This is a genomic window from Streptomyces sp. NPDC008092 (assembly GCF_042957285.1).
Lineage (GTDB): Bacteria > Actinomycetota > Actinomycetes > Streptomycetales > Streptomycetaceae > Streptomyces.
In genome coordinates this window covers 513,626-538,762 of record NZ_JBIBHY010000002.1, presented here as the reverse complement: position 1 = coordinate 538,762, position 25,137 = coordinate 513,626, and the positions used below count along the sequence as shown (strand labels likewise).

Sequence of the window (25,137 nt, the reverse complement as noted above, 5' to 3'; positions counted from 1 at the left end):
GCCGGCCGCTCCAGGCCGGCGGAGGTGGACATGTCGGGGCGGGCACCACGGTGGGTGACGTGGCTGCGCGGCAAGGACCCGGATCTCGCGGCGACCCGGCGGGCCGGGCGTACGGCGCTGGTGATGCCCGCCCTGTTCGCCCTGTGCACCGAGGTGCTGCACTCCCCGGCGATGGCGAGCTACGCCGCGTTCGGCTCGTTCTCGATGCTGTTGCTGGTGGACTACTCCGGGCCGATGGTGGAGCGGCTGCGGGCGCAGGCGGCGCTCGCGGTGGCGTGGCTGGTGCTGATCTCCCTCGGTACGCCGGCCGCGCAGTCGCTCTGGCTCGCCGTGGCCGCCACCGTCGTGGTCGGGTTCGTCATCCTCTTCGTCGGCGTGGTCAGCTCGGTGCTGGCCGGCAGCTCGACGGCGCTGCTGCTGGCCTTCGTGCTCCCGGTCAGCGCCCCGGTGCCCCTGTCGCAGCTGCCCGAGCGGCTCGCCGGCGCGGGCCTGGCGGGGGCGGTGGCACTGCCTGCCGTCGCCCTGCTGTGGCCGCGTCCCGTCGCCGACCTGCTCAGCGCCCCGGCGGCGGCCGTCTGCCGGGCCGCCGCCGGGTACCTGCGGATCCGCGCGGCCCTGCCGGGGCCGGACGGGCCGGGGTCCGACGCCGAGCGGTGCCGGGTGGGCGCGGAGCACACGGCCCGGACCGGCGCGGAGCTGCGCGCGGTCTTCGACGCCACCACCTGTCGCCCCACCGGTCTGTCCGCGACCTCGCGGGCGCTGGTCCGGCTGGTGGACCAGCTCACCTGGCTGTGCGCGGTCCTCGTCGACCGGTCCGAGTACACCGACAATCCGCCGGCCTGCGATCCGGCCGCGCACACCGTGCGCGGCGCCGCCGCCCACGTCCTGGAGGCGGCCTGCGATCTGCTCACGGACCTGAACGGGGACACCGGTCCGCTGCGGACCCGCGAGAACGACCTGCGGGCGGCCCTGGCCCGGATGGAGCACAGCTCCACCGTCCGGGTGCCCGCCGAGCACCCGGGCGGCACCAGCACGGCGGAGGTCTACGGGTTCATCGCCACGCTCGACGTGTCCTTCCGCGCCCAGGAACTCGGTTTCGCCGTGCTGCAGATCGCCGGCAACGTCGACATGGCGGCCACCGCCTGGCAGCGCAGCTGGCCCGAGCGGCTCCTCGGCCGTGATCCGGGCGCCCTGGCCGCACCCCTCGCGTCCGCGCGGGAACGCGCCGTCACCCATCTCAGGCCGGACTCGGTGTGGCTGCACAACAGCCTGCGCGGCGCCGTCGGCCTCGGCATCGCCGTGTTCCTGGCCGGGGTGACCGGTGTCGGGCACTCCTTCTGGGTGCTGCTGGGCACCCTGTCCGTGCTGCGCTCCAACGCGCTCAGCACCGGGCAGAACGCCGTGCGCGCCGTCCTCGGCACGGTCGCCGGGTCCGTGGTCGGCGCCGCGCTGCTGCATCTGATCGGCCACCACGGCACGGCGCTGTGGTTCGTGCTCCCCGTGGCCGTTCTGTGCGCCGGGATCGCGCCCGCCGCCATCTCCTTCGCCGCCGGGCAGGCCGCGTTCACCGTCACGCTGGTGGTGCTGTTCAACATCGGCCAGGACCCGAACTGGCACATCGCCCTGCTGCGCGTCCAGGACATCGCGCTCGGGTGCCTGGTCAGCGTGGTGGTGGCCGTGTTCTTCTGGCCGCGCGGCGCCCGGGGCGCCGTCCACCGGGCCCTCGCCGAGGCGTACGACGACAGCGCCCGCTACCTCGCGGACGCCGTGGACTACGCCCTGGGCCACTCCGGCCCCACCGACCCCGGTCCGCAGGGCCGGGTGGCGGCGGCCGCCGCCCGCCGCCTCGACGACGCGTTCCGCAACTACCTCGCCGAGCGCGGTGCCAAGCCGCTGTCGCTGTCCTGCGCGACCACCCTCGTCACCGGGGTCGTCGGGCTGCGGCTGGCCGCCGACGCCGTCGTCTCCCTGTGGAAGGGCGAGGACCTGGCGCGGGTCCAGGCCGTCCGGGCCGACGCCCACCGTGCGGTCCTCGGTTCGGCGGCCCGGGTCACCGCCTGGTACCACGGCTTCGCCGCGAGCCTCGGGGGCCGTTCGCCCGTCCCCGACGCCGTCCCGCTCCAGCCCGAGGGCGCCGCGCGGCTCGTGGAGTCCGTCCGTACCGAACTCAGCGACGGTCAGGGCCGGGCCACCCCCGTCGCGGTCCGGATCATCTGGACCGACGACCACGTCGACGCGGCCCGCCGCCTCCAGCCGACCCTGTCCGAGGCCGCCCGGGCACAACGCCACCCCATGTGGGGGACACCCGCCGGCCCGACCCCGGCCGCAGGCCCGGGCACCCCGTCGTCGCCGGACGACGCGCGGCGGTGAGCCGGTGGAGGGCGGCGCGGCCCGGGCAGCGTCACCGACCGCCGACCGCCGCGCCGCCGGACACCGCCACGGGCGTCGCCCCGGCCCAGGCCCTGACGTCCCGGTGCAGGTGGGACCGGCCGGCGCAGCCGGTCCCCGCCGCGGGCCCCGCGGCGCGGTACCCGGCGGCGAGGCGGTCGGCCGCGTGGTCGAAGCGGACGCTCTGTCAGCTCGCGGTGCGCCGGATCCGCCCGGCGTACCGCTTCTCCAGTTCCAGGTTGCCCTCGAAGCCGCCGGGCACGTTGGCCGAGACGTAGACCGGCGGGCGGTCACCGGAGGCGAGGAGGAGGCCGGCCGCCTCGGCCACCGCCATCTGCACCAGCATCACCCCGGTCAGCGTGGACAGCGCCGAGACCGCGCCGCCGCCCGGGAGTCCGAGCAGGGCGTCGCCGCGCGGGGCCGCGTTGTCGAGGACCACGTCGGCCAGGTCGGCGAGCTTCCTGCCGCTGGGATGGCCGGCCGGGACCGCCCTGGTGTGCGCGAGGGAGGTGAGGGCGAGGAGCCGGTGTCCGCGTTCCCTGGCGTGCAGGGCCATCTCCACGATCACGCTGTTCACCCCGGAGTTGGAGACGACGACGAAGAGGTCCTGGGGATGCGGGGCGGCGAGGGCGTAGAGGCGGGCGGCGATGCCGGGCTCGCGTTCCAGGAGCGGGTCGTCGAGGACGCTCGGGTGCTCGCCGCCGTAGAGGACGAGGTCGGCGATGCTGATCCGGTTGGTGGGGACCAGTCCGCCCGCGCGGCCGGCGACTTCGAGGACCAGGGCCTGGGAGTGGCCGGTGCCGAAGGCCTGGACGACCCCGTCGGCGCGGACGCAGTCGGCGATCAGTGCGGCGGCCCGGGTGACGTCGGCGCGGGCCGACTCGGTGAGCCGGTGGAGGGCGGCGAGGCCCTCGCGGGCGAAGCGGTCGGCGTTCACCGGTCCGGTTCCGGACCCGCTGGCGGACTCGACGGACACGCGTGCACTCCCCACTGCCGGGACGACCGAGGTGTGTCACGGGGGCGGAACCCCTGGACCCGGAGCCGCCGGTGGATCGAACCACCCCGGATTCGCCCCCGCCGACGAATCAATAAATCATGCACGCGGCATGTGCTGCAATGGCGTGCCGTTCCGGTCCCCTTGTTCAACTGACGGCTCGTAAGGTGGCAGGTACGGTCTCCCCATGCCCTCGACCGACGTCACCACACTGATCCGAACCGAGCTGCCCCGCCTGGCCGGCTCCCTGCGGAAGGTCGGCGAGCTGATCCTGGCGGATCCGGCCGCCGTCACGCACTGTTCGGCCGCGGAGCTGGGCCGCCGCACCGGCACCTCCCAGGCGACCGTCACCCGTTTCTGCCGGGCCGTCGGACTCGATTCCTACCAGCACCTGCTGATCGCGCTCGCACAGGAGCGGGGCCGCGGCGAGGTCTCCGACTGGGGCACGGCCGAGATCGGTCCGGACATCTCCCCGGACGACAGCCTGGAGCGGGTGGTGAAGGTGGTCGGCACCGCGGACCTGCGGGCCGTCCAGCAGACCCTGGACCGGATCGACCTGGACGCGGTCGAGCGGGCGGCGCAGGCCATGGCCCGGGCCCGCAGGATCGACGTCTACGGCGTCGGCGGCAGCGGCGCGGTGGCACAGGAGACCGAGACCCGGCTGTTCCGGATCGGCTGTTCGGTGCGCGGCTGGACCGAGGTGCACGCCGCGGTCACCTCGGCCGCCCTGCTCACCCCCGCCGACGTCGCGCTCGGCGTCTCGCACTCCGGATCGACCCGCGAGACGACCGAGCCGTTCGAGACGGCCGGGGAGCGCGGCGCGACGACGATCGCCCTCACCTCGGACCCGCGTTCCCCGCTGGCACGCGCCGCCGACATCCGGCTCGTCTCGTCCACCCCGGAGACCAGCTTCCCCACCGGCATCATCGGCGCCCGCCACTCGGTGCTGCTCCTCATCGACTGCCTGTACGTCCGGGTCGCCCAGCTCTCCTACCAACGGGCCAGCGCCGCACTGGCGTTGACCGACCACATCGCGGGGCAGCACACGGTGAAGGCCCGGCGATCCCACTGAGCCGACCCCGGTCTGAATCAATGAACCATTGACAGACCAGGTGGTTGGTTGATTGAGCCACCCCTCGATGCCAGGATGGGGCTCCACCAGCACTCGTAGGAGCCCCATGCGTGTGACCTCTGTCGAGTCGACCGAGTCGTTCACCGGCCCCCCTGAGCAACCGCTGCAAGTGGTCGTCGTGCACGCCGAGCACGTCCCGGGCCGGCCGGTACTGCTCGCCGTCGAGGGGCCGGGGGTCCGCAGCGTCGGCGAGAACCGTGCCACCGCCGGCGAGGACGGAACCGTGCAGGCGGAGGTCCCCGTGTCCGCCGAGCGGCTCGCGCCCGGCGACCGGCGCAGGATCACGGTGACCGTCGAGGACGCGGGCATGGGCCGACTCCTGATCCACTGCGCCGAGTTCGTGGCTGCCGACCCGGCCGGACCGTGAGCCTGCCGCCTCCCCCGTGACCGCCGGCCCCGTCATCAGGCACGGGGGCCGGTGGTCACGGGTCCTCCGCGGGGCGCCGGCCGGTGGTGAGGAGCCGTGCCAGCGCCACGGCCCCCGCCAGGCCGTCCGCCACCGGGACGACCGTGAGGCCGGCGAGCCGTTCCCCGAGCGGGGTGAGCAGCGGACCGTCCGGGGCGCTCAGTCCGCCCGTGACGACCAGGGTCTCCCCCGGGCGCGGCAGCAACGCGGCCACGGTCCGGGCGAGATGACCGACCGCCTCCCGGAGGATCGCCCGGGCGACCACGTCGCCGGCCGCCGCCGCGGCCGGCACCAGCGGCGCGAGGTCGGCCAGCCGCACGGGCGGGCGGTCCAGCACCGCGGGCAGCAGCAGCGCCCGGTAGGCGGCCCGCCGGGCGGGCGCCCAGAACCCGCCGCCGGCCGGCGGCAGCGCGTCCGCCGCGATCCCCAGGGCCCGGCCGACGGTGCCGGTCAGGACCGTCGGTCCGCCGCGCCCGTCCGCGGCCCGCAGAGCCGCCCGGGCCGCCTCACGGCCGATCCAGAACCCGCCGCCGTCGTCTCCGAGCAGCCAGCCGTCCCCGCCGGACGTGGCGACCAGCACGCGCCCCTCGATCCGGGCGGCGACCGCTCCGGTGCCGGCCACCAGCGCTAGTCCGCCGGCCGGATGCCCGGGCGCCCCGGCGAAGGCCGCCTCGACATCGCTGTGGACCTCGACGGCTGCGGTGGTGATGCCCAGGCGCGCCAGAGCGGCGGCGAGGCCGGCCCGCGCCCGCACCCGGCCCCGGTCCTCCTCCGGCGCCCGGGCGGCCCCCGCGAAACCGCCGGCCACCGCGAGGACCCGCCCCCGTATCGCCTCGGGTACGGCCGACGCGACCGCCTCGGCCAGATGCGCGGAGAGTTCCGGCCCCGGAACGGTCAGCGCGTTGCCCGGCCCGGAGCCGCCCTGCCCGACGACCCGCCCGTCACGCGCGTCCGCGAGCACCGCACGGGTCCGGGTGCCGCCGGCATCGATCCCGACGACCCATCCCGCACTCCGGTCCGCAGCACTGTTCATCGGGGTTCATGGTGGCCCCTGGACCCCGCCGCGGCGAAGGTGTGAGGATCCGCACTCCCTCCGGGATTGCGCCGGCCGGGCCGGCACGCAAGAGTGTTCCAACTGTCGTACCCGTCAAGCGAAACACTTCCGTCGACCGCCGCATTCGGTGGCCCGGGCGAAGAGGAAGAGAAGCGCGTGAGCCGCATATCGGTCCGGGGGATCGCGGTGGCGTCGGCCACCGCGGTCACCGCTGTCGGAAGTGTCGTCGGTGTCGCCTCGGGCAGCAGCGCGCAGAACAACGACGCGGAGGCGACGGCGGCCGATGCCACCCTCCTCGCCGACCTGCCCACGGGACAGCAGGCCCGGGTGCAGACCACGTCGCTGACGCAGCAGGCCGACGCCATGGCGGTGCAGGCGGACGCGAGCGCCAGGAAGGACGCCGAGCAGGCCGCGCGGGCGGCGGCGGCCAAGGCGGCGGAGGCCAAGCAGGCCGCGGCCAAGGAACGCGAGGCGGCCAAGGCGGCGGCCGGCGACGCCACCGCCAGCTTCCCCGTGCAGAGTTCCTACACCGTGGCGCAGATCAAGGCGATGGCCCTGGAGATCGTGGGCAGCGGCCAGTTCCAGTGCTTCAGCAACATCGTGGATCACGAGTCCACCTGGAACTACCTGGCGGTCAACCCCTCCTCCGGCGCCTACGGCCTCGTCCAGGCCCTGCCGGGCAACAAGATGGCCTCCGTCGCCTCCGACTGGCAGACCAATCCGGCGACCCAGATCAAGTGGGGCCTCAACTACATGAACACCACGTACGGCAGCCCCTGCCAGGCCTGGGCGTTCTGGCAGGTCCACCACGCGTACTGAGCACGCGGTACGTCCGCTGCTCCCCGCCGGGGAAGTCCGATCGCCGTCGGACTTGTACGCCCCCATGTGACGACCGGGTCCCGCCCCGCTCGCAACCGTCCCGCTCGCAACCGCCCGGCGTCGCACGCGGGGAAGGCGTACAGCGGGCGAGCAGGATTCGTACCCGCCACCGGAGTCGCGGGCGAACGCCGACGCCGTCCCCTGCGTCGAAGGTGTGGCACTCAACCGCCGCGCCAGCAAACGAACTCCGGGGGACGGTCATGAAGGTACGAGCGAAGCGTCTGGTCGGCCTGCTGGTCGCGCCCGCGATCGGCGCCTGCCTCCTCGCGGGGTGCGACGACGGCTCGCGGGCCGGGGACGGCGGGCAGGCCCGGTCGGCACAGGCGCAGGAGCAGCGGGCCAGGCAGGTGGCCGACGCCTGGCGGGGATCCGCGGCGGCCGCCGTGTGGAGCCGGGGGTACTTCCCCATGGCGGGCCCGGTCCAGATCCCGGAGTCGGGCTGGCACAGCCGGGCCGACGAACAGGCCTACGAGAGGCGGAACTTCGTGCTGCGGGGCGACCTGCCCGCCACCGCACCCGAGCAGGGGAAGGTCCGCTGGCCGGGCAGGGGCGCTCTCACCCGTCCGCTGTGGGGAGCGAGGAAGGCGTACCGGTCGTTCGCCCTCGCCGACAGCGCGGGCTCCAGGCTGACCGTGACGGGAGCGAGGCTCGGCACGACGACCGTCGCCACGAGCCGCGGCCCGGCCACCGTCCCCGCCTGGCTGTTCACGCTGGCGGGCTACGGCAGCCCGCTCAAGCGGGTCGCCGTCACCGCGTCGACGCTCCCCGCCTCGCCCGTCGCGCCGGCCCGGGAGGGGTCCGCGGGCGGCCTCAGGAGTCTTTCCCGGCTTGCGGGGACGGCGCCGGACGGCCGGTCCGTCACGGTGCGGGCCTCGCACGGGGCCTGCGACGACGGTCCTGTCGTCAAGGCGCTGGAGACGGACCGGAGCGTCGTGCTCTACGCCTCCGTCAGGGGAGCCCGGGACGGCGCCTGCACCGCCGACCTGATCGAGCAGGACGTCGAGGTCGGGCTGCGCAGGCCGCTCGGGGAACGTGTGCTCCTCGATGCGTTCACCGGCCGGCCCGTGATGCCCGCGGACCGCTGAGGCCGCCGCCGGGATCGCCTAGGACGGCGACTCTGCGGACCGGCCGGCGCGCCGGGTGAAACGTCGCAGCCCCCGGCGCGTGGGGCGGAGGGGTGTGTCCTCGGGGGCGACCGGTCCATGGCCCGCCGTCACCGCCGGTGCGGTGGCCGGTGCCGGCAGTGAGCGGTTGCCCCGTTCGAGCCGGGTCCGGACGGCCCGCGCCATGGCCTGGTGGGCCGGCTCCAGCAGGATGCCCTCCGTGGCCAGGTGTTCCCACATGTGCAGCAGTTCCTGCCCTCGGGTGGCCACCTGGCCGTCGTCCGTCAGCCGCTGCCACGCCGCGGTGGCACGGGCCACCTCGGATGCCGCCCGGGTCACGTCGGTGCGGCAGCGGATGCGCGCGACGGTCAGCGCGAGGACGGTGGAGAGCATGTAGTCGCCGCGCTGGTACGCGAGGTACGCCTCGATCGCCCGTGCCTCCAGCGAGAGTTCGTCCTCGGCGCCCCTGCGCAGCGTGAGGTGCTCCCGCAGGGCGCTGGCGAGGACGGACGCGGCGTGCAGCTCACCGCGCTGCGCATGCTCGATGATGCGCTCGACGCGGGCGAGCGGCGGGAACGCCTCCTCCTCCGCTGCGGTGCGCTCGCGCCCGGGCGGCAGGTCCTCCTCGTCGGCGATGGTCCGGCTGGAGCCGTCGGGGTGGACCCGCAGGCGGGCCACCTGCAGCACGCTGCGGTCGATGACGGTGGCCGCCACCGGGGCGCCCAGGGTGCGGGCGAACATGGCGATCGCGTCGAGGATCGCCTCGTTGGGGGGCCGTGTGCCGCCCATCTCCAGCAGATGGCCGTTGACCACCGTCGACCCGTCCTCGGCCACGTAGGCGTCGAGCCGGATCAGCGGCGGGGCGCTGAGCGCGGGCAGGTTTCCCCCGTCGCGGGGGGTCAGTGAGTGGGTCATCCGCTCAGACTCCGGGTCGGACGACACCGAGGATGGGCATGGAGGCGGCCGGGGCGGTCGTGACCGTGCGTCCGGGCCGCGGGGCGTGGACGATCTGCCCGTCGCCTATGTACATGCCCACGTGGGTGGCGTCGTAGTAGATGATCAGGTCTCCGGGCCGCACGGAGGACAGGCTGACCCGGGTCAGCCCCTGCCACTGGGCCTGCGAGGTGCGGGGTATGGGGTGCCCGGCCGCCGCCCACGCGGTGGAGGTCAGCCCCGAGCAGTCGTACGAGGACGGGCCCACGGCGCCCCACACGTACGGTTTGCCTATCTGCGCCAGCGCGAAGTCGACGGCCTTCCCGGCCGCCCCGCTCACCTTCGTCCGGCCGCCGGTCGAACCGGTACCGGTCGAGGTGCCGCCGCCGGAACCGGGTCCCGTCCACCTGGCCTCGGCCTCCTTCGCCTGTTCCTTCTCCAACTGGGCGAGCTTACGGGTCTGTTCCTTCTTCAGCCCCGCCTCGATCTGCTCGGCCTCGGCGATCCTCTTCTCGATCTTCTGCTTCGACTCGGCCTTGTCCGCGCGGGTGTTCTTCAGTTCCCGCAGCTTCTCGGCGGCGGCGTCCGTCTGCCGGCTCAGCTCCGCACGGGCCTTCGCCTGGCTCTCGGACACGGTCACCACGTCACGCAGGGCCTGCCGGGCCTGGGCGGCGTCGTCGAGGGCGTGCTCGGGGTGGTCGCCGAGCAGCAGTTGGAGGCCCGTGGAGTCGAGGTTGCCCCCGCGGTACTGCGTGCGGGCCGCCGCGCCCGCGAGGTCGTGCAGGTCGGCGAGTCTGTTCTCGGTACGGGCGAGGTCCTTGTGGAGCGACGCCAGCCGCTTCTCCTGCTCGGCCGCCTTCACGTCGGCGGCGTCGTACGCCTCGGTCGCCACCTCCGCCTGGCGGTAGAGGCCTTTCAACTCGTCCTGGATGTCCTCGATCGACTTGTCGTTGCGCGGATCCGGTGAGCCCGGGGTTGCGTAACTCGGGCCTGGTAACACGGCGATCGCGCAGACGACGGCTGCGGTGGCGGCCCGGCTCCGCAGCCGTCTGCCACGGGTCGACACGTTCATCGGCTCCATCTTCAGAGGTCACATGCGGGTGGCCCGGACGGCCTGCTCTCCCGTCACAGCCGCCAACACGGTTCCCACGGGGAACTGTTCGATTCCTGAACACATTACCCCGCCGCGAACGGCCCGCCTCTGTACCCCCGGGCGCGTCAGCCTGCCCGCAAGCGCCTTCCGCACCACGGCCGGACACGGCGGGCGCGCCCCGGCACGGCACCGGCGAGGAAGAACTCCTGCGCAGAGGCGCCCACTTGCCCTCTTCTCCATCACCCGATCGAGGTACCGCTGCACGGCACGCCGCCCTCCTGGCCGACCATTCCGTTCCGAAACGGTCTGCTCGGCCAGGAGAACGGACACCGCGAAGTGCCCGTGAGACAGCCTCCGTTGCCCTGGAAGGCGGACCCGCTGCGCCGTCCGGCTAGCCGCAGGTCAGCGTCGGTGTCCCCCAGTCGCCGTGGTCGTTGCCGTTGCCGTCGCCTGCGTCGCCGACCACGAGGTCGAGCACCTGGGCGCCGCTGACGTCGACGTCGATCGGCACCGCGGCCTGCTTTCCGCGGATCGTCGGCGTGGTCACCAGGGTCCTGCCGTCGGCGATCACGGAGAACGTCACCGTTCCCGCACCGCCGGTCTCGTCGTCGACGCCCACCTCCGCCGTCAGTCGGGAGCACTGTCCGGCGAGGTAGAGCTGGACGTCGCTGACCGAGTTGGTGCCCAGGCCCTTGGCGTGGCCGACGCCCGCGACGGTGATCGGACGGCCGTCCCCGGCCGCCTGTTCGCCGACGCTGGTGTCGCGTTCCACCGGGCCCCACCCGTTGGTGGACGACAGGAACGGCAGGTCGCTCACCGCGCTCTGCCCGGCCGGCGGGGCCGGCGGGATCCCGCGGACGACGCGCTCGTCGCTGCCGGTGGCCTGCCGTCCGCTCTGCACGTAGTCCACCGTGGCGGTGAGTGCCGAGGCGGACGGGAGGGCGCCGTCCGGCGGCCTGACCGTCCAGGTGAAGGTGGCCGATCCGCCCGGTCGTACCCGCTCGACCGAGGCCGGGCTCGCGGCGGTCACGGTCCAGCCGTCGGGGGCGGAGAGCGAGGCCGTCAGGCGGGAGGCGGACGGCCGGTCCTCGGGCACCCGTACCGTCGTCTCGGCCGTGAAGGCCCGGGCGGACTGCGCGGTGTCGGGCACGTCCAGGGTGACGTCCGCACCCGGGCGCGACGGCATCGCGTACTTCCCGGCGTCGTAGCGGGGGCTGTCGTTCTGCGCGACACGCAGCGACGAGGCGTAGCTGCCGTAGTCGGTGAGGGAGACCCTGCCGAGGCCGCCGGTGCTGCCGTCCAGGTTCCAGACGGCGATGGCGATGCTGTTGTGGCCGTTGGGGTTGAGGATGCCGTTCGGTACGGGGAAGGTGTGCTGCGGGCCGAGGTAGTTGACGTAGTTGCCGACCTGCCAGCCGTTCACGAAGATCGTGGCACGGTACTTGCGGGACGGGTCGTCGGTGAACGTCAGCCCGACCGAGGTGTCCTGGCCGTGCGGCAGGTCCAGTTCGGCGTCGGTGCGGTACCAGGAGACGCCCGGGCGGGTGTCGGTGGCCGGCAGGGACACCTGGTCCCAGCTCCGGTCCGGGTAGCCGGGCAGGGACCAGCCGGCCCGCTCGCCGTACAGGCCGCCCGTGGAGAGCGGGCCGCGCACGGTGTCCTGGAGGTCCTCGCCGCCGCGTACGCCCTGCACCCGCCAGGTGACGGAGGTCAGCGGCGCTCCGGTGAGGGAGGCGCTGGTCAGGCCGCGTGCGGTCTTGTTGCCGTTGGTCGAGTTGTAGTCCTCCTCGTGTCCCATGTTGACGGTGAGGACGGAGAGGACGTTGTCGCCCTTGGCGTTCACGGAACCGGCGGGGAAGGTGAAGTCGGCGCTGCCGGTGGTGGAACTGCCCAGGAAGGTGCCGTTGAGCCAGGCGGAGAACGCCTGCGCGCCGCCGCCGGAGTCGGAGACCAGGTGGACGCCGGTCTCCTTGCCGGAGGTGCGGAAGCGGCCGCGGTACCAGGTGTTGCCGGTGTGGAAGCCGTAGTCGTCGGCGTAGAGCACGGGCTGCGAGTCGCTGCCGGAGACGCTGTTGGTGGACGTCTTGTCGGCCACCTGCCAGCCGGAGTCGTCGAAGCCGGGGGCCGCTTCGGGCGACTCCTCGGCGTGCTTCCAGTTCGTCAGTTCCGGCAGGTGGACCGGGACGGCCGTCGGGATCGTCCCGGTGCGGCTCGCCGTGTCGGTGGCCTCACCCCGTACCGTCCTGCCGTTCCAGGTGACCCGGTCGGCCGAGGTGAACACCTCGATGTCCTTGTCGTCGGCGTTGTCGCCGGTGAGGGCCACGGTACGGCCGTCGTCCAGGCTGGTCGCCGTGCGCAGCAGGTGGGTGCCGCGCACCAGCACCGGGCCGGTCGCCGTGTCCTGGCGCCAGAAGGTCTCCGCCGTGGCCTTGTCGCCGACGAGCAGCAGGAGCGGGCGCTTGCCGCCGCCGCTGACGCTGATGCGGATCAGGCCCTTGTGCGTGTAGTTGAGGCGCAGGTCCCCGGTGGCCGCGTCCCAGGTGGTGGTGACCTCGCCGCCGGTGGCGGTGACGGTGGGCTCGGTGGCGTAGCGCAGGACGGTCTCGCCGTCGCTGCCCTGGTCGCCGTAGAGGACGGCGACGTCCCGGTCCCCGATCGTCGCGCTGGTCATGATCTCCGACGTCGAGTACTGCAACTGCGAGTCGCCGAGCGGGTAGTTCGCGACGATCACGTGCGAGTCCCGGCCGTCGAGCGTGATCGCGGTGCCGGGCTGCTGGGGCACGACCGGGTAGGTCGGCTCGGCGGCGGAGTCGCCCGTCGGCACGTCGATCGCGTCGACGGCCACGTAGTTGTCCGTCGAGGCCGAGCTGTGGGTCCCGTCGACCACGATCTTCAGCGTGTGCGCACCCGGTGCCAGGCCGGTCTTCTGGAAGAGCACGGCCTGGTTCTCGCTGCCGGAGTCGTCGACCGTCGCCGCCTTGGTGCCGTCGAGGTAGACGTCGGCGTAGCCGTGGTTGTTCGTCTTCGAGCCGATCCAGCGGATCGCGGTGCCGTCGAAGGGGACGGTGAGGGAGTCGCCGGCCTTGTTCGAGAACGACTCGGTGTGCTTGTAGTCGCCGCCGGTGTAGCTGGTGTTGGCGACGTGCGACCACGAACCGGCGTACTGGAGCGCGGAGTCGGGGTCGTCCCAGGTGTAGGTGGTGTCCGCGGCCGGCTGGGCGTTGAAGTCGAGTGAGATATGGGTCTTGTCGACCGCGGTGGACGTGGAGTTGCCGTGCCGCAGGACGTGGAACTGGGTCTTCGTGTCGGGGTTCATCCGGGCGGTGTCGACGACCGCGGTGTCGTCCGGCGGAGTGGACCTGATCGCCTCGGTCTTGGTCAGCGGGGAGACCGACTGGGTGAAGTACCCGATCAGCTTGTCCTCGTAGTACTTCGGGTCGAGCTGGCGGGTCTCCCGGATCGCGGCCCCGTAGTCGTACGACGTGTAGTTCTCCGGCATGCCCAGCCAGCCCCAGTTGGTGCCGCCGTAGGTCATGTAGAAGCTCTGCGCGGTCGCGCCGACGGCGATGTTCTGCTTGTAGAAGACGTCGGCGAACTGGTCGTTGATCAGCTGGGCGCACTTGTCGTAGCCCGGTCCGCCCCACGGGTCGAAGGCGCCGCCCTGGAACTCCGGCGAGTAGAGCGGTTTTCCGGCGGGGTGGTCGTAGCTGATGTCGGGGACGCCGTTCCACTTCGCGGGGTTGGAGCAGTCGAAGCCCTGCGGGTAGGAGTCCGGGCCGTCGACGTCCAGGGCGCCGGTACCGGAGTTGAAGGTGCCGTTGTTGTTGCCGGTCAGCGGTACGGTGATGCCGTCGGCGCGGGCCTTGTCCTCCAGGTGCTGCATGTAGGAGCGGCCGGCGGCGGAGCCGTTGTAGTACTCGTTCTCGACCTGGTAGGCGATGACCGACCCGGTGCCGTTGGTCAGCTGGTGGCGGGCGATGATCCGGTCGATCTGCGTCAGCCATTCGTCGGCGTACTTCAGGAACCGCGGGTCGTCGCTGCGGTTGTTCCCGGCCTTGGTGGTCAGCCAGCCGGGCAGGCCGCCGCTGTCGACCTCCGCGTTGATGTACGGCGCCGGGCGCGCGATGACGTAGAGACCGGCCTCCTGGGCCATGTCGAGGAGCTTGTCGACGTCCCGCACCCCGCTGAAGTCGTACACGCCCGGCTTCGGCGAGTGGTAGCCCCAGTCGAAGTACAGGGAGGTGGAGTTGAACCCGGCGGCCTTCATCTTCTGGAAGATGTCGCGCCACAGGTCCGGACTCGGCAGCCGGAAGTAGTGGAACTCGCCGGACCACAGGTAGGTGCGCCGGCCGTCGACGAGGAACGAGTAGCCGTCCAGACTCACCGTGTGCGCCTGCGCGCCGACGTCCGGGGCGGCGGCCGGTGCCTGTCGGCCGACGTCCTGCGCCGCCGCCGCGGGCGCGACCATGCCCGCCGCGAGGGCGAGGGTCGCGGCCGCCGCGAGAACGGGCCGCCACCATCGGCGCCCACCGGGTCTCGCACCCTCTGAACCGATCCGATCACTCCGCACCGCGGCCTCCAGACCGACTTGAGCAATCAACACCAAACAGACTCGGGCAAAGTCGAACAGTAGGGGGGTGCAAGGCTCAACACAATGGGGCGGGAGCACACAGCCGAGGTGAACGGGACGGCCCGCAACACCGCTGGATGGAAGGGGCTCTGATCGCCCGTCAGACCGCCGAGGGCCGTGGCAGGCGCCGGGGCGCAGCAGTCCGTCGCTGTGCTGCTCCAGATACGTCAGCCAGTCCCGGACGGACGGCAGGGCGTCCGCGATGACCTGGCGGTCGCCGTAGGCCTGGTAGAGCGCCCAGGGCACGGTGACGCCCGCGTCGCCCCAGCCCGCCGTGCCGCTGCCGAGGGTGCCGACCACCGGCGCCACGTCCGTGAACGCGCCTGCCGGGGTCCGCGAGTCCTGCAGGTCGACGAGCCACTTGGACAGGAACCGGGCCGATTCCACGGTGTAGGCGGCGGTGGGCGAGAAGACGTTGATGTCCCCCGTCCAGCCCAGCCGCTCGTCGCGCGCGGGAGTGTCGGTCGGTACGGAGAGGAAGTTACCGCGCTGCCCCCGGGTGATGTTGTGGTGCAGCCGGTTCAGCAGCGGCGCGTCGGTCTCGAAGTCCAGGGTGAAGGGAGCGTCCGTGTGCATGACGCGCCCGGTGACGGCCTTCGCCGTGGGGGTGCCGGGGAATCCGGTCACCTCGACGTAGCGGAACCCGTGGAAGGTGAACCGCGGCTCGTAGACCTCCTCCCCGCCGCCTTTGAGGGTGTACGTGTCCGTCGCCGCCGCGCTCCGCAGGTTCGCGGTGTGGATCGTGCCGTCGGGGTTGAGCACCTCGGCGTGTCTGAGCCGCACGGTCGTGCCCGCGTCCCCCGACACCCGCAGCCGTACGGAGCCGACCATGTTCTGTCCCAGGTCGAACACGTGGACCCCGGGCTCGGGTTGGGTCACCTACTGCGGAGTCAGCTCCCGCTCCACCCGGACCGGCCCGTCCACCTGCGCGGTGATCAGCCCGGGGCCGATGCCGCCCTCGGCACGGGCGCCGAGCCGCGCGGGGTCTACCGGGCCGAGTACACCGGCACAACGCTGCGCGCGCCCCTCACCCACCGCTCCGCACCCGAACGGCGGGCGGCGGGCGGCGGGCTGAGCACTTCGGCGAAGCGACCGCGTCGGGGGGGGGGGGGGCGGGGGGGGGGGGGGCCCGGGGGGGGGGGGGGGGGGGCCCCCCCCCCCCGCCCGCGGCCCCCCCCCCCCCCCCCCCCCCCGCGCGGGCGGGGGGGGGGGGGGCCCGCGCGCTGAAGCCGCCCCGGGCCGGCGGGCGCCCCGGGCCCCGCCGCCCCCCGCCCCCCCCCCCCCGACGCGGTGGGCGGGGGCCCCGCCCGGCTCAGCCGGCCTCGGGCCCCGCGAACGCGAGCACGGTCTTCCCGTGCGTCCGGCCGGCCTCGTGGCGGCGGTGGACCTCGACGACGTCCGCCGCCGGAACCACGTCCGGCGGGACGGAGGCCAGCTCCCCGGAGGCGAGCGCGGACAGGGCCGAGGACAGGTACCGGCCGATGGCGGCGGGGGAACGGCGGGCGACATCGCCGATGTTGTACCCGGCGACCGTCCGGTTGTTCTTCCACAGGTCCCAGACGTCCGCCGTCCAGTCGGTGTCACGTCCGAGGTCCCCGTAGACGACCACCCGGCCGAAGGGCGCCAGCACCTCAAGGCTCGCCCGCCGGACCGGTCCACCGACGGGGTCCAGCACCAGGTCGGCGCCACGCCCGGCGGTGGCCTCCCGGACCGCGTCCGCGAAGTCCTCCCTGACGAAGAGGGCGTCGTAGCCCAGCTCGGCGGCCAGCCGTGTCTTCGTGGCGGAGCCGACCGTGCCGAGGACCCGGGAAGCACCGAGCGCCCGCGCGATCCGTGCCGCGGCCGAGCCGACTCCGCCGGCCGCCGCATGGATCAGGACCGTCTCGCCCGCGCGCAGCCGTCCCGCGTCCGTCAGCACCCCGTAGGCCGTCGGGTACACGCACGGCACCCCCGCCGCGACCGCCGGCGGCAGCCCGCCCAGCGGCCGGACGAAGTCCGTGTCGGTCACGGCGAACTCTGCGTATCCGCCGAAGGCCGGAAGGTACGCCGCGACCTGCTCGCCGACGACCCGTTCCGTCACCCCGCCGCCGAGCGCCGCCACCGTGCCGGAGACCTCCAGCCCGGGCACGTCGTAGCCCCCGGGGCCGTCGGGCTCGCCGAACTCGCCCCGGCGGTGCTGCACCTCGGCGAAGTTCACCCCGGCGTACGCGACCTCGATCAGCACCTGGCCCGGGCCCGGCCGCGGAGTCGGCACCTGGATCTCCTCCAGGACTTCCGGTCCGCCGTTCGACTTGAATCCGTATGCGCGCACGCAGTGTCCTTCCCTGTTCGGTCGATGCACTGGCCAAAGGACGTCGCGCGGAGTCGCCGCGGAGCACATCGCGGCCCGAACTCTCCTGCTCCACAGGCGTCTTGACGACCTCTGACCGTCCTCGGCCAACACCGCGGCGCAGCTCACCATTCCGCTCGGAGCCGGGCGCGCGCCTCCCGGTCTAGTACGTCGTCGGCCGGGCAGCGCCCGCGTGCGACGTAGCGGTCGGCGTAGGCCGCGACGGCGGCCACGACCGCGGCGCTCGCCCCCAGTCGCGGCAGGGCGTCCAGCGCCGCGGCGAAGCAGGTCACGGCGGCACGCCTGAGGTCCGGGTCGGCCAGCCCGTGGCGGGCCGCGGCGGTCCACAGCGGATTGTGCGGTGCCGGGGCCCCGGCACCGCGCTCGGCGAGGGGGGTCACGGCCCGGTTCGCGATCGCGGCGGCGCCCGGGTCGTCGAACAGGGCCGTGACCACCGCGAGCGGCACGATCCACCCGTCGTCGCCGGGCTGTGCGTCGATCATGCGCAGCTCCAGGTGTCCGCGTGGCCTGACCGGCGGAAACAGCGTGCTGATGTGGTAGTCGAGGTCCGCGCGGGTCGGGGGGCGCATGGTGCGCGAGCGGGTCCACTCGCGGAAGCTCACCCCGTCCGGCACCTCCCAGGGGCCGTCGCGGCGTACGCACATCACCGGCGCGTCGAGGACCCGACGGACCCAGGCGTGCCGCGGATCGTGGGCCAGGGAGGGCCCGCCGGCCCGGCCCGGATCGAGTTCCGCCCACATCAGCTGCCGGGTGGACAGCCAGCCCGTGGCCCGGCCCTCGGCCATCGGCGAGTTCGCGAACGCCGCGACCAGGACCGCGCCCAGGTGGTGTGCCAGCCACCAGCGGCGCGCGAACCCCATGACGCCGGACCCCTCCCATCCGGCGTCGAGGCACACCTGGACGGAGGCCGACGTGCACATCAGGGTGCGCCCCGCCGGGCCCGTCCGGTCGAGGCAGGCCTCCATCGCGTCGTACCGCCGCTCCCGCAGGAAACGGCGCGGCCGCTGCCAGGGGTCGACGCCCATGCCGGCCAGGGCCAGGCCCTGCCTGCGCAGTGCGGTGCGCACCGCGTCCAGATCGGCGGAGACCTCCGAGACGCACGCGGCCAGCGAGGGGGCCGGCCGGGAACTCAGTTCCACCTGGCCGCCGGGCTCGATGCTCAGACCGGACGTCAGCGGGAGGGTCCGCAGGCCGGCGTGGGCCGCTGCCAGTTCCTCCCGGCCCACGGACTCGTGCGGCGCACCCTCCCGGTGGACGAGCCACTCCACCTCCACGCCGACGCTGCGCGGCGGGCCCGTCTTGAAGCAGACCCCCTCGACCAGCGCCTCCGCCTGTTGTTCGGTGACGGCACGACCGTCACCGCCGCACTCCGGTGAAACCGACATCCGGGGGCCTCCTGAGCCGCCTCAGGGTCGTCGGGGGTCCGACGTCCGGTACGCGTACCGCTGTGCCTGCTGCAAGAGTCCGCCGTCCTGCCCTGTCACGACAAGAGCGCACTTTCCGGACGACTGGGCATCCGGCAACCCGCAGCGGCCAACTCGGCAGGCCCGGGCCGCCCTCAGCCCGTCGGTGGCTCGCCGCTCTCTTGCCGACGGGGGCGCCGGCCGGTTCACTGGGGAAATGGCGACCTTCGCCGCCACGCTGACGGGCTTCTGGCCCTCGCGTCGCGTCCACCTCTTCGACGGGTTCTGTAGCCGGGCCGCGTGACCGTGCTCCGCGGCCCCGGGGCATCCGGGGCCGCACCGTGCCACCGCCCACCCCAGTCACCCGTCGCACCAGAGGAAGCCGAGGTCCCCCATGTCCGTGACCGATGAACTGCTGGCCAACAACGCCCGCTACGCGGAGTCCTTCTCCGGCCCGCTCCCGCTGCCGCCCTCCCGGCGGCTCGCCGTCGTGGCCTGCATGGACGCCCGGCTGAACGTCTACGCGATCCTCGGCCTGAACGACGGCGAGGCCCACGTCATCCGCAACGCGGGCGGTGTGGTCACCCAGGACGAGATCCGCTCGCTCGCCATCAGCCAGCGGCTGCTCGGCACCGAGGAGATCATCCTCATCCACCACACCGACTGCGGCATGCTGACCTTCACCGACGACGGGTTCAAGGACGCGGTCCAGAAGGACACCGGAATCCGTCCGCCCTGGGCGGCGGAAGCCTTCGCCGATCCGGACACGGACGTGCGGCAGTCCATCGCGCGCATCAAGTCGGACCCCTTCGTCGTGCACAAGGACCGCGTCCGCGGTTTCGTCTTCGACGTGGCCACGGGCAGGCTCTCCGAAGTCCTCTGAGCGTCACGGTCCGAGGAGGGCGGCGACCCCGACGAGGTCCACGGCGCGGCGGCGGGCCAGAGGCTCCGAGGCTCGGGGGCGGACATGCGGATCGGGGACGCGGCGGCAGCGGCGGGGACCACCCCTCGGGCACTGCGGTTCTACGAGGAAAGGGGGCTGCTGCCGGCACCGCGGCGCACGGCCGCCGGGCAACGTGAGTACGGGCCCGACGAGGTGGCCAGGGTCCGGGTCATCCGTGAGCTGCTGGCGCTCGGTCTGACCGTCGAGGACCTGCGCAGTCTCGCCGACCGGCTCGCCATGCTCGGCGAGCTGCCCCCGGGGCGCTGCGGGCACCCCGACAGCGACCGGCCCGGCTCCGGGGTGATCGCCCGCAGGCTCGCGGCCCTCGACACCGAGATCGACCGGCTGACCCGACTGCGCGAAGGGCTCGTCCTGCGTACCTTCGGCCAACCGTGACGACACGTCGGCGGCGCCGAGTGCCCGGCCCCGGCCCGGCCGGCTGCCGGCGGAGGCGGCGGTCAGCACCGCCGTCGGCACGGCCTCATTGTTGCCCGGCGAGAGCGCTGCTGAAGTGGGTCACCGGGCGCTCCAGGCGTTCGCCGTCGAGGGTGATGTCGACAACCTCGTTGTAGAAGGCGAGGAGCCCCTGGACGGCGCCGACCGCGGGCAGCGGGTCCGGGTAGCTCCAGACGACGTCGGGCGGGACGTCGGCCTCGCCGCGCCAGGACCAGTACTCGGCGGTGCCCTTGTACGGGCAGCCGGTGTGGTGGCCGGTGGCTTCGAGCAGGTCGAGGCGGACGTCCTCACGCGGGATGTAGTAGCGGGTGGGCAGGCCGGTCTCGAAGAGCAGGACCGGCCGGCGGGTGTCCGCGACGACCGTGCCGTCGATCTCGACCACGAGGTGCCGGCTGCTGGGGATGGCGTCGACCCGCTTGTGCGGGTCACGGGGGTGGACGAAGATCTCTTCCTCCTCCTCGTACCAGTGGTCCAGGCCCCGCCCGACGCGCCGGAACCACTCGAAGGCGATGTGGTCGGCGAGGTCGGCGGCCGGGAAGGTCCAGGCGGCGTTCTCCAGCAGTTCGCCGTCGGCCTCGACGTCGTAGAAGATTCGCGAGCCGGTGTGGGTCCCGGTCGGCGGGTTCTTCGCGGGCTTGAGGAGTTCCTCGCGTACCTCGGCGCGCGGGAACGCGTACAGCGGCACGGGCACCCCGGGCTCCCAGACGAGGACGGGATGGCGGCTGTCGACCACCGTGACGTCGCCCTTGCGGCCGCGCACCCAGCGCTCGCTCGGCTCCCACAGGAGTCCTTCGGGGGTGGTCCGCACGGCCTGTGCGGTGGGGAAGGTGGTCATGAGCGGCTCTCCCTCGGCTGGTTCACGCGGTGACCTCGGCGACGTGGGGCGGTTCCGCGCCGGGCGGCCGGCTGCTCGGGGCGGCCGGAGACCCACAGGTACTCCTCGACGATGCCACTGGCACGCTCCCACACCGGGACGGGTTCGAAGGCGGTGCCGCCCGGGTCGGCGAAGGCCGGGAGGGGTGACACGACCGCCATGGCCGGGCGGCGCCTGTCGCGCCCGGATGCCCGCGACGCCGGTCCGGATCCGGGTGAGGGCCCGACGCGGCGGAGGTGAAGGCGGCGGCGGAAGGGAGCGAGTGGTCAGCGACGGGTCTGGGCGAACCGGTCGGCACGGCGGCCCGGACAGAACGGGTCGAGCAGCACGACGTCTGCCTGACCTGCGGTCTCCATGGCCGGATCAAAGCACACCGAACAAGGTGCGTCCACCATCCGTCCCGCCACATGAGACGACCCCGTTCACCGGACAGGGCGTCACATTGCGCCATTGACGTACGCCAAAATCGATCCGTAGCATCACCAACGGCATTGAGTGTCAGCGTCAAGCCCTGGCTCGCTGACCGGCAACCCTCCCGCGCGGTGGGGTGCTCCAGGTGAAAGCCCGGCGGGGTCACCGATGACTCCCGCAAGCGCGTGGTCCCGTGACCGGGGCCGGAGACGGGGAGGTTGGACATGCGGCACAGCGACGACTCCGCTGCCTCCCCCGCCGACGCCACGGCGTACTCCAGGCTCTCGCGCCGGCGCCACATCGATCTGAAGCGCTCGACCAGCTGCCTCTGTCGGGCCTGACCGGCCCGGCTGCCACCGGCTGACATCCGTCACCGGCCCAGGCCCCTTCGCGCCGCCCTTTACCCTCGCCGCCGGTTCCCGGTGTCGTCCGCATGCCAACCCCCCTTTTCTGCACAGCGCACACCCGGCCGGAGCCGATCCGTCCGGGCCGCACACACCGTCGTGCCTCCGTGCATCCGTGCGTGGTCGTGCCCCGGTGACACGAGTAGGAGAAAGCCCTCCGTGACTGCACTTCCGGATTTCAGACCCTCCCGATGGGCGCCCCTGGCCGCGCTCCTGACCACCAGCGTCCTGCTGACCGCGTGCGGTTCGGGCGACGACGGCTCCGGCGCCGGCAGCGGCCGGGCGAGGTCCGGCGGCACCCTGACCTTCGCGGTGGGGTCCGACGCCGGCTGCGTGGATCCGCAGCAGGTCGGCAGCAACGACACCATCTACTCGGTGCGCCAGATCGTGGACTCCCTGACCGACCAGGACCCGAAGACCGGCAGGATCGTGCCCTGGCTCGCCAGGAGCTGGGACATCAGCGCCGACGCGACCACGTTCACGTTCCACCTGCGCTCGGGGGTCACCTTCAGCGACGGGTCGAAGCTCACCGCGCAGGTGGTCAAGGACAACTTCGACGCGGTGCCGGAACTGGGCGCCCTGGGCACTCTCGCCGAGGGCTACCTGAGCGGCGTCAAGAGCACCGCCGTGGTCGACCCGCTCACCGTCAAGGTGACCTTCCAGCAGCCCAACGCGCAGTTCCTGCAGGCGACTTCGACCCATTCGCTGGGGATCGAGTCCTCGGCGAGCGTGCGGAAGACCCCGCAGGAGAAGTGCAGCGACGGGGTGGTCGGGTCCGGTCCGTTTGTGCTGAAGCAGTACGTGCAGAACCAGTCGGTCACCCTGGCCAGGCGCACCGGGTACGACTGGGGCTCCTCGCTCTGGTCGAAGAAGGGCGAGGCCTACCTGGACAAGCTGGTGTTCAAGGTCGTGCCCGAGGCCGGGGTGCGGGCCGGCAGCCTCCAGTCCGGGCAGGTGGACGCCATCAGCAGCGTCGGCAAGGCCAACGAGGCGGCGCTCAAGGGCGGCCAGGTCGCCCTGCGGAGCCGGGCCAACCCCGGTGTGGTGTTCGGCCTGGGGCTCAACAACTCGCGGCCGCTGCTGAAGGACCCGAAGGTCCGTCAGGCGATCTCGGCCGCCGTCGACCGGAAGCAGATCGCCGACACCGTTTTCCCGACCGGCACCCAGCCGGCGACCAGCATCCTGGCGCACACCACGCCCGACTACACGGATCTCTCCGCGGACCTCGCCCTCGACACGGCCAAGGCCAAGTCCCTGCTGGACCAGGCCGGCTGGCGGTCGGGCAGCGACGGCGTCCGCACCAAGGACGGCAAGAAACTGACCCTGACGATCAGCTGGTTCCCGAACGCGGCCACCAACCAGCCCGCGCTGGAGCTGGTCCAGCAGCAGCTCAAGGCCGTCGGGATCGGCGTGGTGCTCAAGCAGCTCCCGGTCACCCAGTTCGCCACCACGCTCCAGTCGGGTGACTTCGACGTGGTGTGGGGGAACACGACCCGCGCCGACCCGGACATCCTGCGCAGCTCCTTCTCCACGAAGCTGGCCAACTTCTACCACCTGCCGGCCAGTTCGCTGGACACGGCGCTGTCCGCGCAGGCCGCTACCACGGACACCGCGAAGCGCAGGCAACTGGTCGGCGAGGCACAGCGGTTGATCGTGCAGAACGCCTACGACATACCGGTGGTGGAGCTCCAGACCCAGCTGGGCGTCTCGAACAAGGTGCACGACCTCGCGTTCGACTCCGGCAGCCGTATCCAGCTGCACGACACCTGGATCGGCTAACGGATGCGCCGCTATGTGATCAAGCGGCTGGCGCAGGCGGCCGGAGTGCTGTGGGCGGCGTACACGGTGTCGTTCCTGGTGCTGGACTTCCTGCCCGGCGACCCGGTCTCGGCGATGGCCGGGGCCGGGATGGACTCGGGGCAGGTGGATCCGGCCCAACTCGCCGAGTTGCGCCACGAGTACGGCTTCGACAAGCCGGTGCTGGTGCAGTACGCCGAGTACCTGGGCCGGGCGGCGCGCGGGGACTTCGGCGACGCGGTCTCCACCGGCCGCCCGGTCACCTCCACCCTGGCCGACGCGCTGCCGCAGACGCTCCAGCTGACCGGTGCCGCGCTGCTGCTCGCGGTGGTCCTCGGCGGCGGCCTCGCGGTGGCGGCGACGTACACCTCGCGGCGGTGGCTGCGGCAGCTGCTGCTGTCGCTGCCACCGCTGGGGGTGTCCGTCCCGACGTTCTGGGTGGGGCTGCTGCTCGTCGAGGCGTTCTCGTTCAAGCTGCACTGGTTCCCGGCGTTCGGCAACGACGGGCTGCGCGGCCTGGTGCTGCCCGCCCTGACACTGGCGGTCCCGACCGGCGCGCAGGTCGCCCAGGTGCTGGCCAAGAGCCTGCTGACCGCGCTGGACCAGGCCTATGTGGAGACCGCGCGCGCCAAGGGTGCCGGCCGGTGGCGGGTGCATCTGCGGCACGCGCTGCGCAACGCGTCGCTGCCGGCGCTGACGGTCGTCGGCCTGCTGGTCGGGCAGCTGATCGCCGGTTCGGTGGTGGTCGAGACGGTGTTCTCCCGCGACGGTCTGGGCCGGGTGACCGCCGGGGCGGTCACCACTCAGGACATCCCGCTGGTCCAGGGGGTGGTGGTGTTCGGCGCGCTGATCTTCGTCGTGACGAACCTGCTGGTGGATCTCGTCTATCCGCTGCTGGACCCGCGGATCGTGGTGGCCTCGGAAAGGAGGACGAGCCTCGCATGAGTCAGAGCCTTGTCGACGACCAGGCCGAGGCCGCCCTCGGCACCGCCCGGCCGGTCGGGAACGGATCCCCCGCACAGCCCGGCCGGCCCGCCGGCATCCGCCGGGTGCTCCGCTTCCTGCTGCGCCGTCCCGGTCTGCTGCTGTCCGTCGTCGTCCTCGTGCTGGTGGTGCTGGCCGCCTTCCGGCCGGACCTGTTCACCTCGCAGGACCCGCTGCGGGGGGTGCCGTCCCAGAACTTCCGCGGTCCGAGCGGCAGTCACTGGTTCGGCACCGACGAACTGGGCCGCGACGTCTTCTCCCGTGTCGTCCACGGCGCCCAGCTCTCCCTCAAGGCCACGCTGATCGCGGTCCTGGTGGCGTTCGTGGTCGGCGGGCTGCTCGGCGTGGTCGCCGGGTTCGTGGGCCGCTGGGTGGACGACGTGCTGATGCGGTTCGTGGACGTCCTCCTCGCCATCCCCGCGCTGTTCCTGTCGCTGGCCCTGGTCACCGCGCTCGGGTACGGGACGGTGAAGGTGGCCGTCGCGGTCGGCATCGCCAGCGTCGCCTCCTTCGCCCGGGTGGCGCGGGCCGAGGTGCTGCGGGTGCGGCAGGCGGTGTTCGTCGAGGCGTCCCGGTCCTGCGGGGCCCGCTGGTACTCGGTGCTCGGCCGGCACGTCCTGCCCAACGCCGCGGGGCCGGTGATCGTCCTCGCCACGCTGGACTTCGGCACCTCGATCCTGGCCGTGTCGGCGCTGAGCTTCCTCGGCTACGGCGCGCCGCCGCCCGCCCCGGAGTGGGGGACGCTGATCTCCGACGGCCGCAACTACCTGGCCAACGCCTGGTGGCTGACCGCGCTGCCCGGTCTGGCGATCGCCGCGACCGTGCTGGCCGCCAACCGCGTCGCGCGGGCGCTGGACGGCGAATGGGCACGGCAGCGATGACCCACTCCGCGCATGAGAACAG

At 73.2% G+C, this 25,137-nt stretch carries 21 protein-coding genes and 1 riboswitch; of the genes, 11 read left to right on the top strand and 10 right to left on the bottom strand.

The window, feature by feature from the left end:
- Nucleotides 1-30: 30 nt before the first annotated feature.
- Entirely contained in the window at nt 31-2,370 is a 2,340-nt protein-coding gene (locus tag ACFZB3_RS07350; protein WP_391371095.1) for an FUSC family protein, read from the top strand.
- A gap of 205 nt (nt 2,371-2,575) precedes the next feature.
- On the opposite strand, the gene ACFZB3_RS07345 is transcribed toward ACFZB3_RS07350, so the two are convergent.
- Nucleotides 2,576-3,364, bottom strand: a complete 789-nt coding sequence (locus tag ACFZB3_RS07345; RefSeq protein ID WP_391371091.1) for a sugar isomerase domain-containing protein — start codon at nt 3,362-3,364, stop codon at nt 2,576-2,578.
- A 205-nt stretch (nt 3,365-3,569) separates the two neighbouring features.
- Here ACFZB3_RS07345 and ACFZB3_RS07340 point away from each other — a divergent pair, with 205 nt between their 5' ends.
- Both ACFZB3_RS07340 and ACFZB3_RS07335 read left to right on the top strand, forming a co-directional pair.
- On the top strand, nt 3,570-4,454 hold the full coding sequence (locus ACFZB3_RS07340) for an SIS domain-containing protein (protein ID WP_391371088.1): 885 nt from the start codon (nt 3,570-3,572) through the stop codon (nt 4,452-4,454).
- 106 nt (nt 4,455-4,560) lie between these two features.
- Nucleotides 4,561-4,881, top strand: a complete 321-nt coding sequence (locus tag ACFZB3_RS07335) for a hypothetical protein (RefSeq protein ID WP_391371085.1) — start codon at nt 4,561-4,563, stop codon at nt 4,879-4,881.
- Nucleotides 4,882-4,936: 55 nt separating this feature from the next.
- Here ACFZB3_RS07335 and ACFZB3_RS07330 read toward each other — a convergent pair whose 3' ends face one another.
- Nucleotides 4,937-5,953 (bottom strand): BadF/BadG/BcrA/BcrD ATPase family protein, encoded by a 1,017-nt coding sequence (locus ACFZB3_RS07330; RefSeq protein WP_391371082.1) that lies wholly within the window; start codon nt 5,951-5,953, stop codon nt 4,937-4,939.
- 177 nt (nt 5,954-6,130) lie between these two features.
- Between ACFZB3_RS07330 and ACFZB3_RS07325 the strand changes: the two genes are divergently transcribed.
- Nucleotides 6,131-6,793, top strand: a complete 663-nt coding sequence (locus ACFZB3_RS07325; protein ID WP_391371078.1) for a transglycosylase SLT domain-containing protein — start codon at nt 6,131-6,133, stop codon at nt 6,791-6,793.
- 260 nt (nt 6,794-7,053) lie between these two features.
- Entirely contained in the window at nt 7,054-7,938 is an 885-nt protein-coding gene (locus ACFZB3_RS07320) for a hypothetical protein (RefSeq protein WP_391371075.1), read from the top strand.
- 18 nt (nt 7,939-7,956) lie between these two features.
- Here the strand turns inward: ACFZB3_RS07320 and ACFZB3_RS07315 are convergent, their stop codons facing one another.
- The 6 genes from ACFZB3_RS07315 to egtA all read right to left on the bottom strand — a co-directional run bounded on the left by ACFZB3_RS07315 (nt 7,957) and on the right by egtA (nt 18,347).
- The gene (locus ACFZB3_RS07315) at nt 7,957-8,871 is read right to left on the bottom strand and encodes a hypothetical protein (protein ID WP_391371072.1); all 915 of its coding nucleotides are present in this window, start codon (nt 8,869-8,871) and stop codon (nt 7,957-7,959) included.
- 4 nt (nt 8,872-8,875) lie between these two features.
- Complete coding sequence (locus ACFZB3_RS07310) at nt 8,876-9,961, bottom strand: NlpC/P60 family protein (protein ID WP_391371069.1); 1,086 nt, start codon at nt 9,959-9,961, stop codon at nt 8,876-8,878.
- Between the two features lie 412 nt (nt 9,962-10,373).
- Nucleotides 10,374-15,491 (bottom strand): family 78 glycoside hydrolase catalytic domain, encoded by a 5,118-nt coding sequence (locus ACFZB3_RS07305; protein ID WP_391371067.1) that lies wholly within the window; start codon nt 15,489-15,491, stop codon nt 10,374-10,376.
- A complete protein-coding gene (locus tag ACFZB3_RS07300) occupies nt 15,492-15,647 on the bottom strand; it encodes a hypothetical protein (protein ID WP_391371064.1) in 156 nt (51 codons plus the stop codon). It abuts the gene before it with no gap.
- A 277-nt stretch (nt 15,648-15,924) separates the two neighbouring features.
- A complete protein-coding gene (locus ACFZB3_RS07295) occupies nt 15,925-16,923 on the bottom strand; it encodes a zinc-binding dehydrogenase (RefSeq protein ID WP_391371061.1) in 999 nt (332 codons plus the stop codon).
- 143 nt (nt 16,924-17,066) lie between these two features.
- Nucleotides 17,067-18,347: an ergothioneine biosynthesis glutamate--cysteine ligase EgtA gene (egtA, locus tag ACFZB3_RS07290; RefSeq protein ID WP_391371058.1), complete on the bottom strand. Its 1,281-nt coding sequence runs from the start codon at nt 18,345-18,347 to the stop codon at nt 17,067-17,069.
- 412 nt (nt 18,348-18,759) lie between these two features.
- Here egtA and ACFZB3_RS07285 point away from each other — a divergent pair, with 412 nt between their 5' ends.
- Both ACFZB3_RS07285 and ACFZB3_RS07280 read left to right on the top strand, forming a co-directional pair.
- On the top strand, nt 18,760-19,248 hold the full coding sequence (locus tag ACFZB3_RS07285) for a carbonic anhydrase (protein WP_391371055.1): 489 nt from the start codon (nt 18,760-18,762) through the stop codon (nt 19,246-19,248).
- Between the two features lie 84 nt (nt 19,249-19,332).
- Nucleotides 19,333-19,704, top strand: coding sequence for a MerR family transcriptional regulator (locus ACFZB3_RS07280; protein ID WP_391371053.1), 372 nt, complete (start codon nt 19,333-19,335; stop codon nt 19,702-19,704).
- Between the two features lie 85 nt (nt 19,705-19,789).
- Here the strand turns inward: ACFZB3_RS07280 and ACFZB3_RS07275 are convergent, their stop codons facing one another.
- Together ACFZB3_RS07275 and ACFZB3_RS07270 are read right to left on the bottom strand one after the other, a co-directional pair.
- Entirely contained in the window at nt 19,790-20,599 is an 810-nt protein-coding gene (locus ACFZB3_RS07275; protein WP_391371050.1) for a DUF427 domain-containing protein, read from the bottom strand.
- Entirely contained in the window at nt 20,596-20,799 is a 204-nt protein-coding gene (locus ACFZB3_RS07270) for a hypothetical protein (RefSeq protein WP_391371047.1), read from the bottom strand. Before ACFZB3_RS07270 ends, ACFZB3_RS07275 begins: the two co-directional genes overlap by 4 nt.
- Before the next feature lie 326 nt (nt 20,800-21,125).
- A riboswitch (SAM riboswitch) is annotated at nt 21,126-21,239 on the top strand.
- 34 nt (nt 21,240-21,273) lie between these two features.
- Here ACFZB3_RS07270 and ACFZB3_RS07265 point away from each other — a divergent pair.
- The 4 genes from ACFZB3_RS07265 to ACFZB3_RS07250 all read left to right on the top strand — a co-directional run bounded on the left by ACFZB3_RS07265 (nt 21,274) and on the right by ACFZB3_RS07250 (nt 25,115).
- Nucleotides 21,274-21,390: a putative leader peptide gene (locus ACFZB3_RS07265; protein ID WP_388908340.1), complete on the top strand. Its 117-nt coding sequence runs from the start codon at nt 21,274-21,276 to the stop codon at nt 21,388-21,390.
- A gap of 222 nt (nt 21,391-21,612) precedes the next feature.
- Complete coding sequence (locus ACFZB3_RS07260; protein ID WP_391371044.1) at nt 21,613-23,232, top strand: ABC transporter substrate-binding protein; 1,620 nt, start codon at nt 21,613-21,615, stop codon at nt 23,230-23,232.
- A gap of 3 nt (nt 23,233-23,235) precedes the next feature.
- Nucleotides 23,236-24,195 carry an ABC transporter permease subunit gene (locus tag ACFZB3_RS07255; RefSeq protein WP_391371041.1) on the top strand — a complete coding sequence of 320 codons (960 nt, stop codon included), beginning with the start codon at nt 23,236-23,238 and terminating at the stop codon, nt 24,193-24,195.
- On the top strand, nt 24,192-25,115 hold the full coding sequence (locus ACFZB3_RS07250; RefSeq protein ID WP_391371038.1) for an ABC transporter permease subunit: 924 nt from the start codon (nt 24,192-24,194) through the stop codon (nt 25,113-25,115). Before ACFZB3_RS07255 ends, ACFZB3_RS07250 begins: the two co-directional genes overlap by 4 nt.
- Nucleotides 25,116-25,137 lie beyond the last annotated feature (22 nt).

Coding starts and splice junctions, on each gene's coding strand:
- ACFZB3_RS07275 (WP_391371050.1), bottom strand. CDS start 20,599: ATGACCACCTTCCCCACCGCACAGGCCGTGCGGACCACCCCCGAAGGA.
- ACFZB3_RS07350 (WP_391371095.1), top strand. CDS start 31: ATGTCGGGGCGGGCACCACGGTGGGTGACGTGGCTGCGCGGCAAGGAC.
- ACFZB3_RS07315 (WP_391371072.1), bottom strand. CDS start 8,871: ATGACCCACTCACTGACCCCCCGCGACGGGGGAAACCTGCCCGCGCTC.
- ACFZB3_RS07340 (WP_391371088.1), top strand. CDS start 3,570: ATGCCCTCGACCGACGTCACCACACTGATCCGAACCGAGCTGCCCCGC.
- ACFZB3_RS07280 (WP_391371053.1), top strand. CDS start 19,333: ATGCGGATCGGGGACGCGGCGGCAGCGGCGGGGACCACCCCTCGGGCA.
- ACFZB3_RS07335 (WP_391371085.1), top strand. CDS start 4,561: ATGCGTGTGACCTCTGTCGAGTCGACCGAGTCGTTCACCGGCCCCCCT.
- egtA (WP_391371058.1), bottom strand. CDS start 18,347: ATGTCGGTTTCACCGGAGTGCGGCGGTGACGGTCGTGCCGTCACCGAA.
- ACFZB3_RS07250 (WP_391371038.1), top strand. CDS start 24,192: ATGAGTCAGAGCCTTGTCGACGACCAGGCCGAGGCCGCCCTCGGCACC.
- ACFZB3_RS07270 (WP_391371047.1), bottom strand. CDS start 20,799: ATGGCGGTCGTGTCACCCCTCCCGGCCTTCGCCGACCCGGGCGGCACC.
- ACFZB3_RS07310 (WP_391371069.1), bottom strand. CDS start 9,961: ATGAACGTGTCGACCCGTGGCAGACGGCTGCGGAGCCGGGCCGCCACC.
- ACFZB3_RS07285 (WP_391371055.1), top strand. CDS start 18,760: ATGTCCGTGACCGATGAACTGCTGGCCAACAACGCCCGCTACGCGGAG.
- ACFZB3_RS07320 (WP_391371075.1), top strand. CDS start 7,054: ATGAAGGTACGAGCGAAGCGTCTGGTCGGCCTGCTGGTCGCGCCCGCG.
- ACFZB3_RS07265 (WP_388908340.1), top strand. CDS start 21,274: ATGCGGCACAGCGACGACTCCGCTGCCTCCCCCGCCGACGCCACGGCG.
- ACFZB3_RS07255 (WP_391371041.1), top strand. CDS start 23,236: ATGCGCCGCTATGTGATCAAGCGGCTGGCGCAGGCGGCCGGAGTGCTG.
- ACFZB3_RS07330 (WP_391371082.1), bottom strand. CDS start 5,953: ATGAACAGTGCTGCGGACCGGAGTGCGGGATGGGTCGTCGGGATCGAT.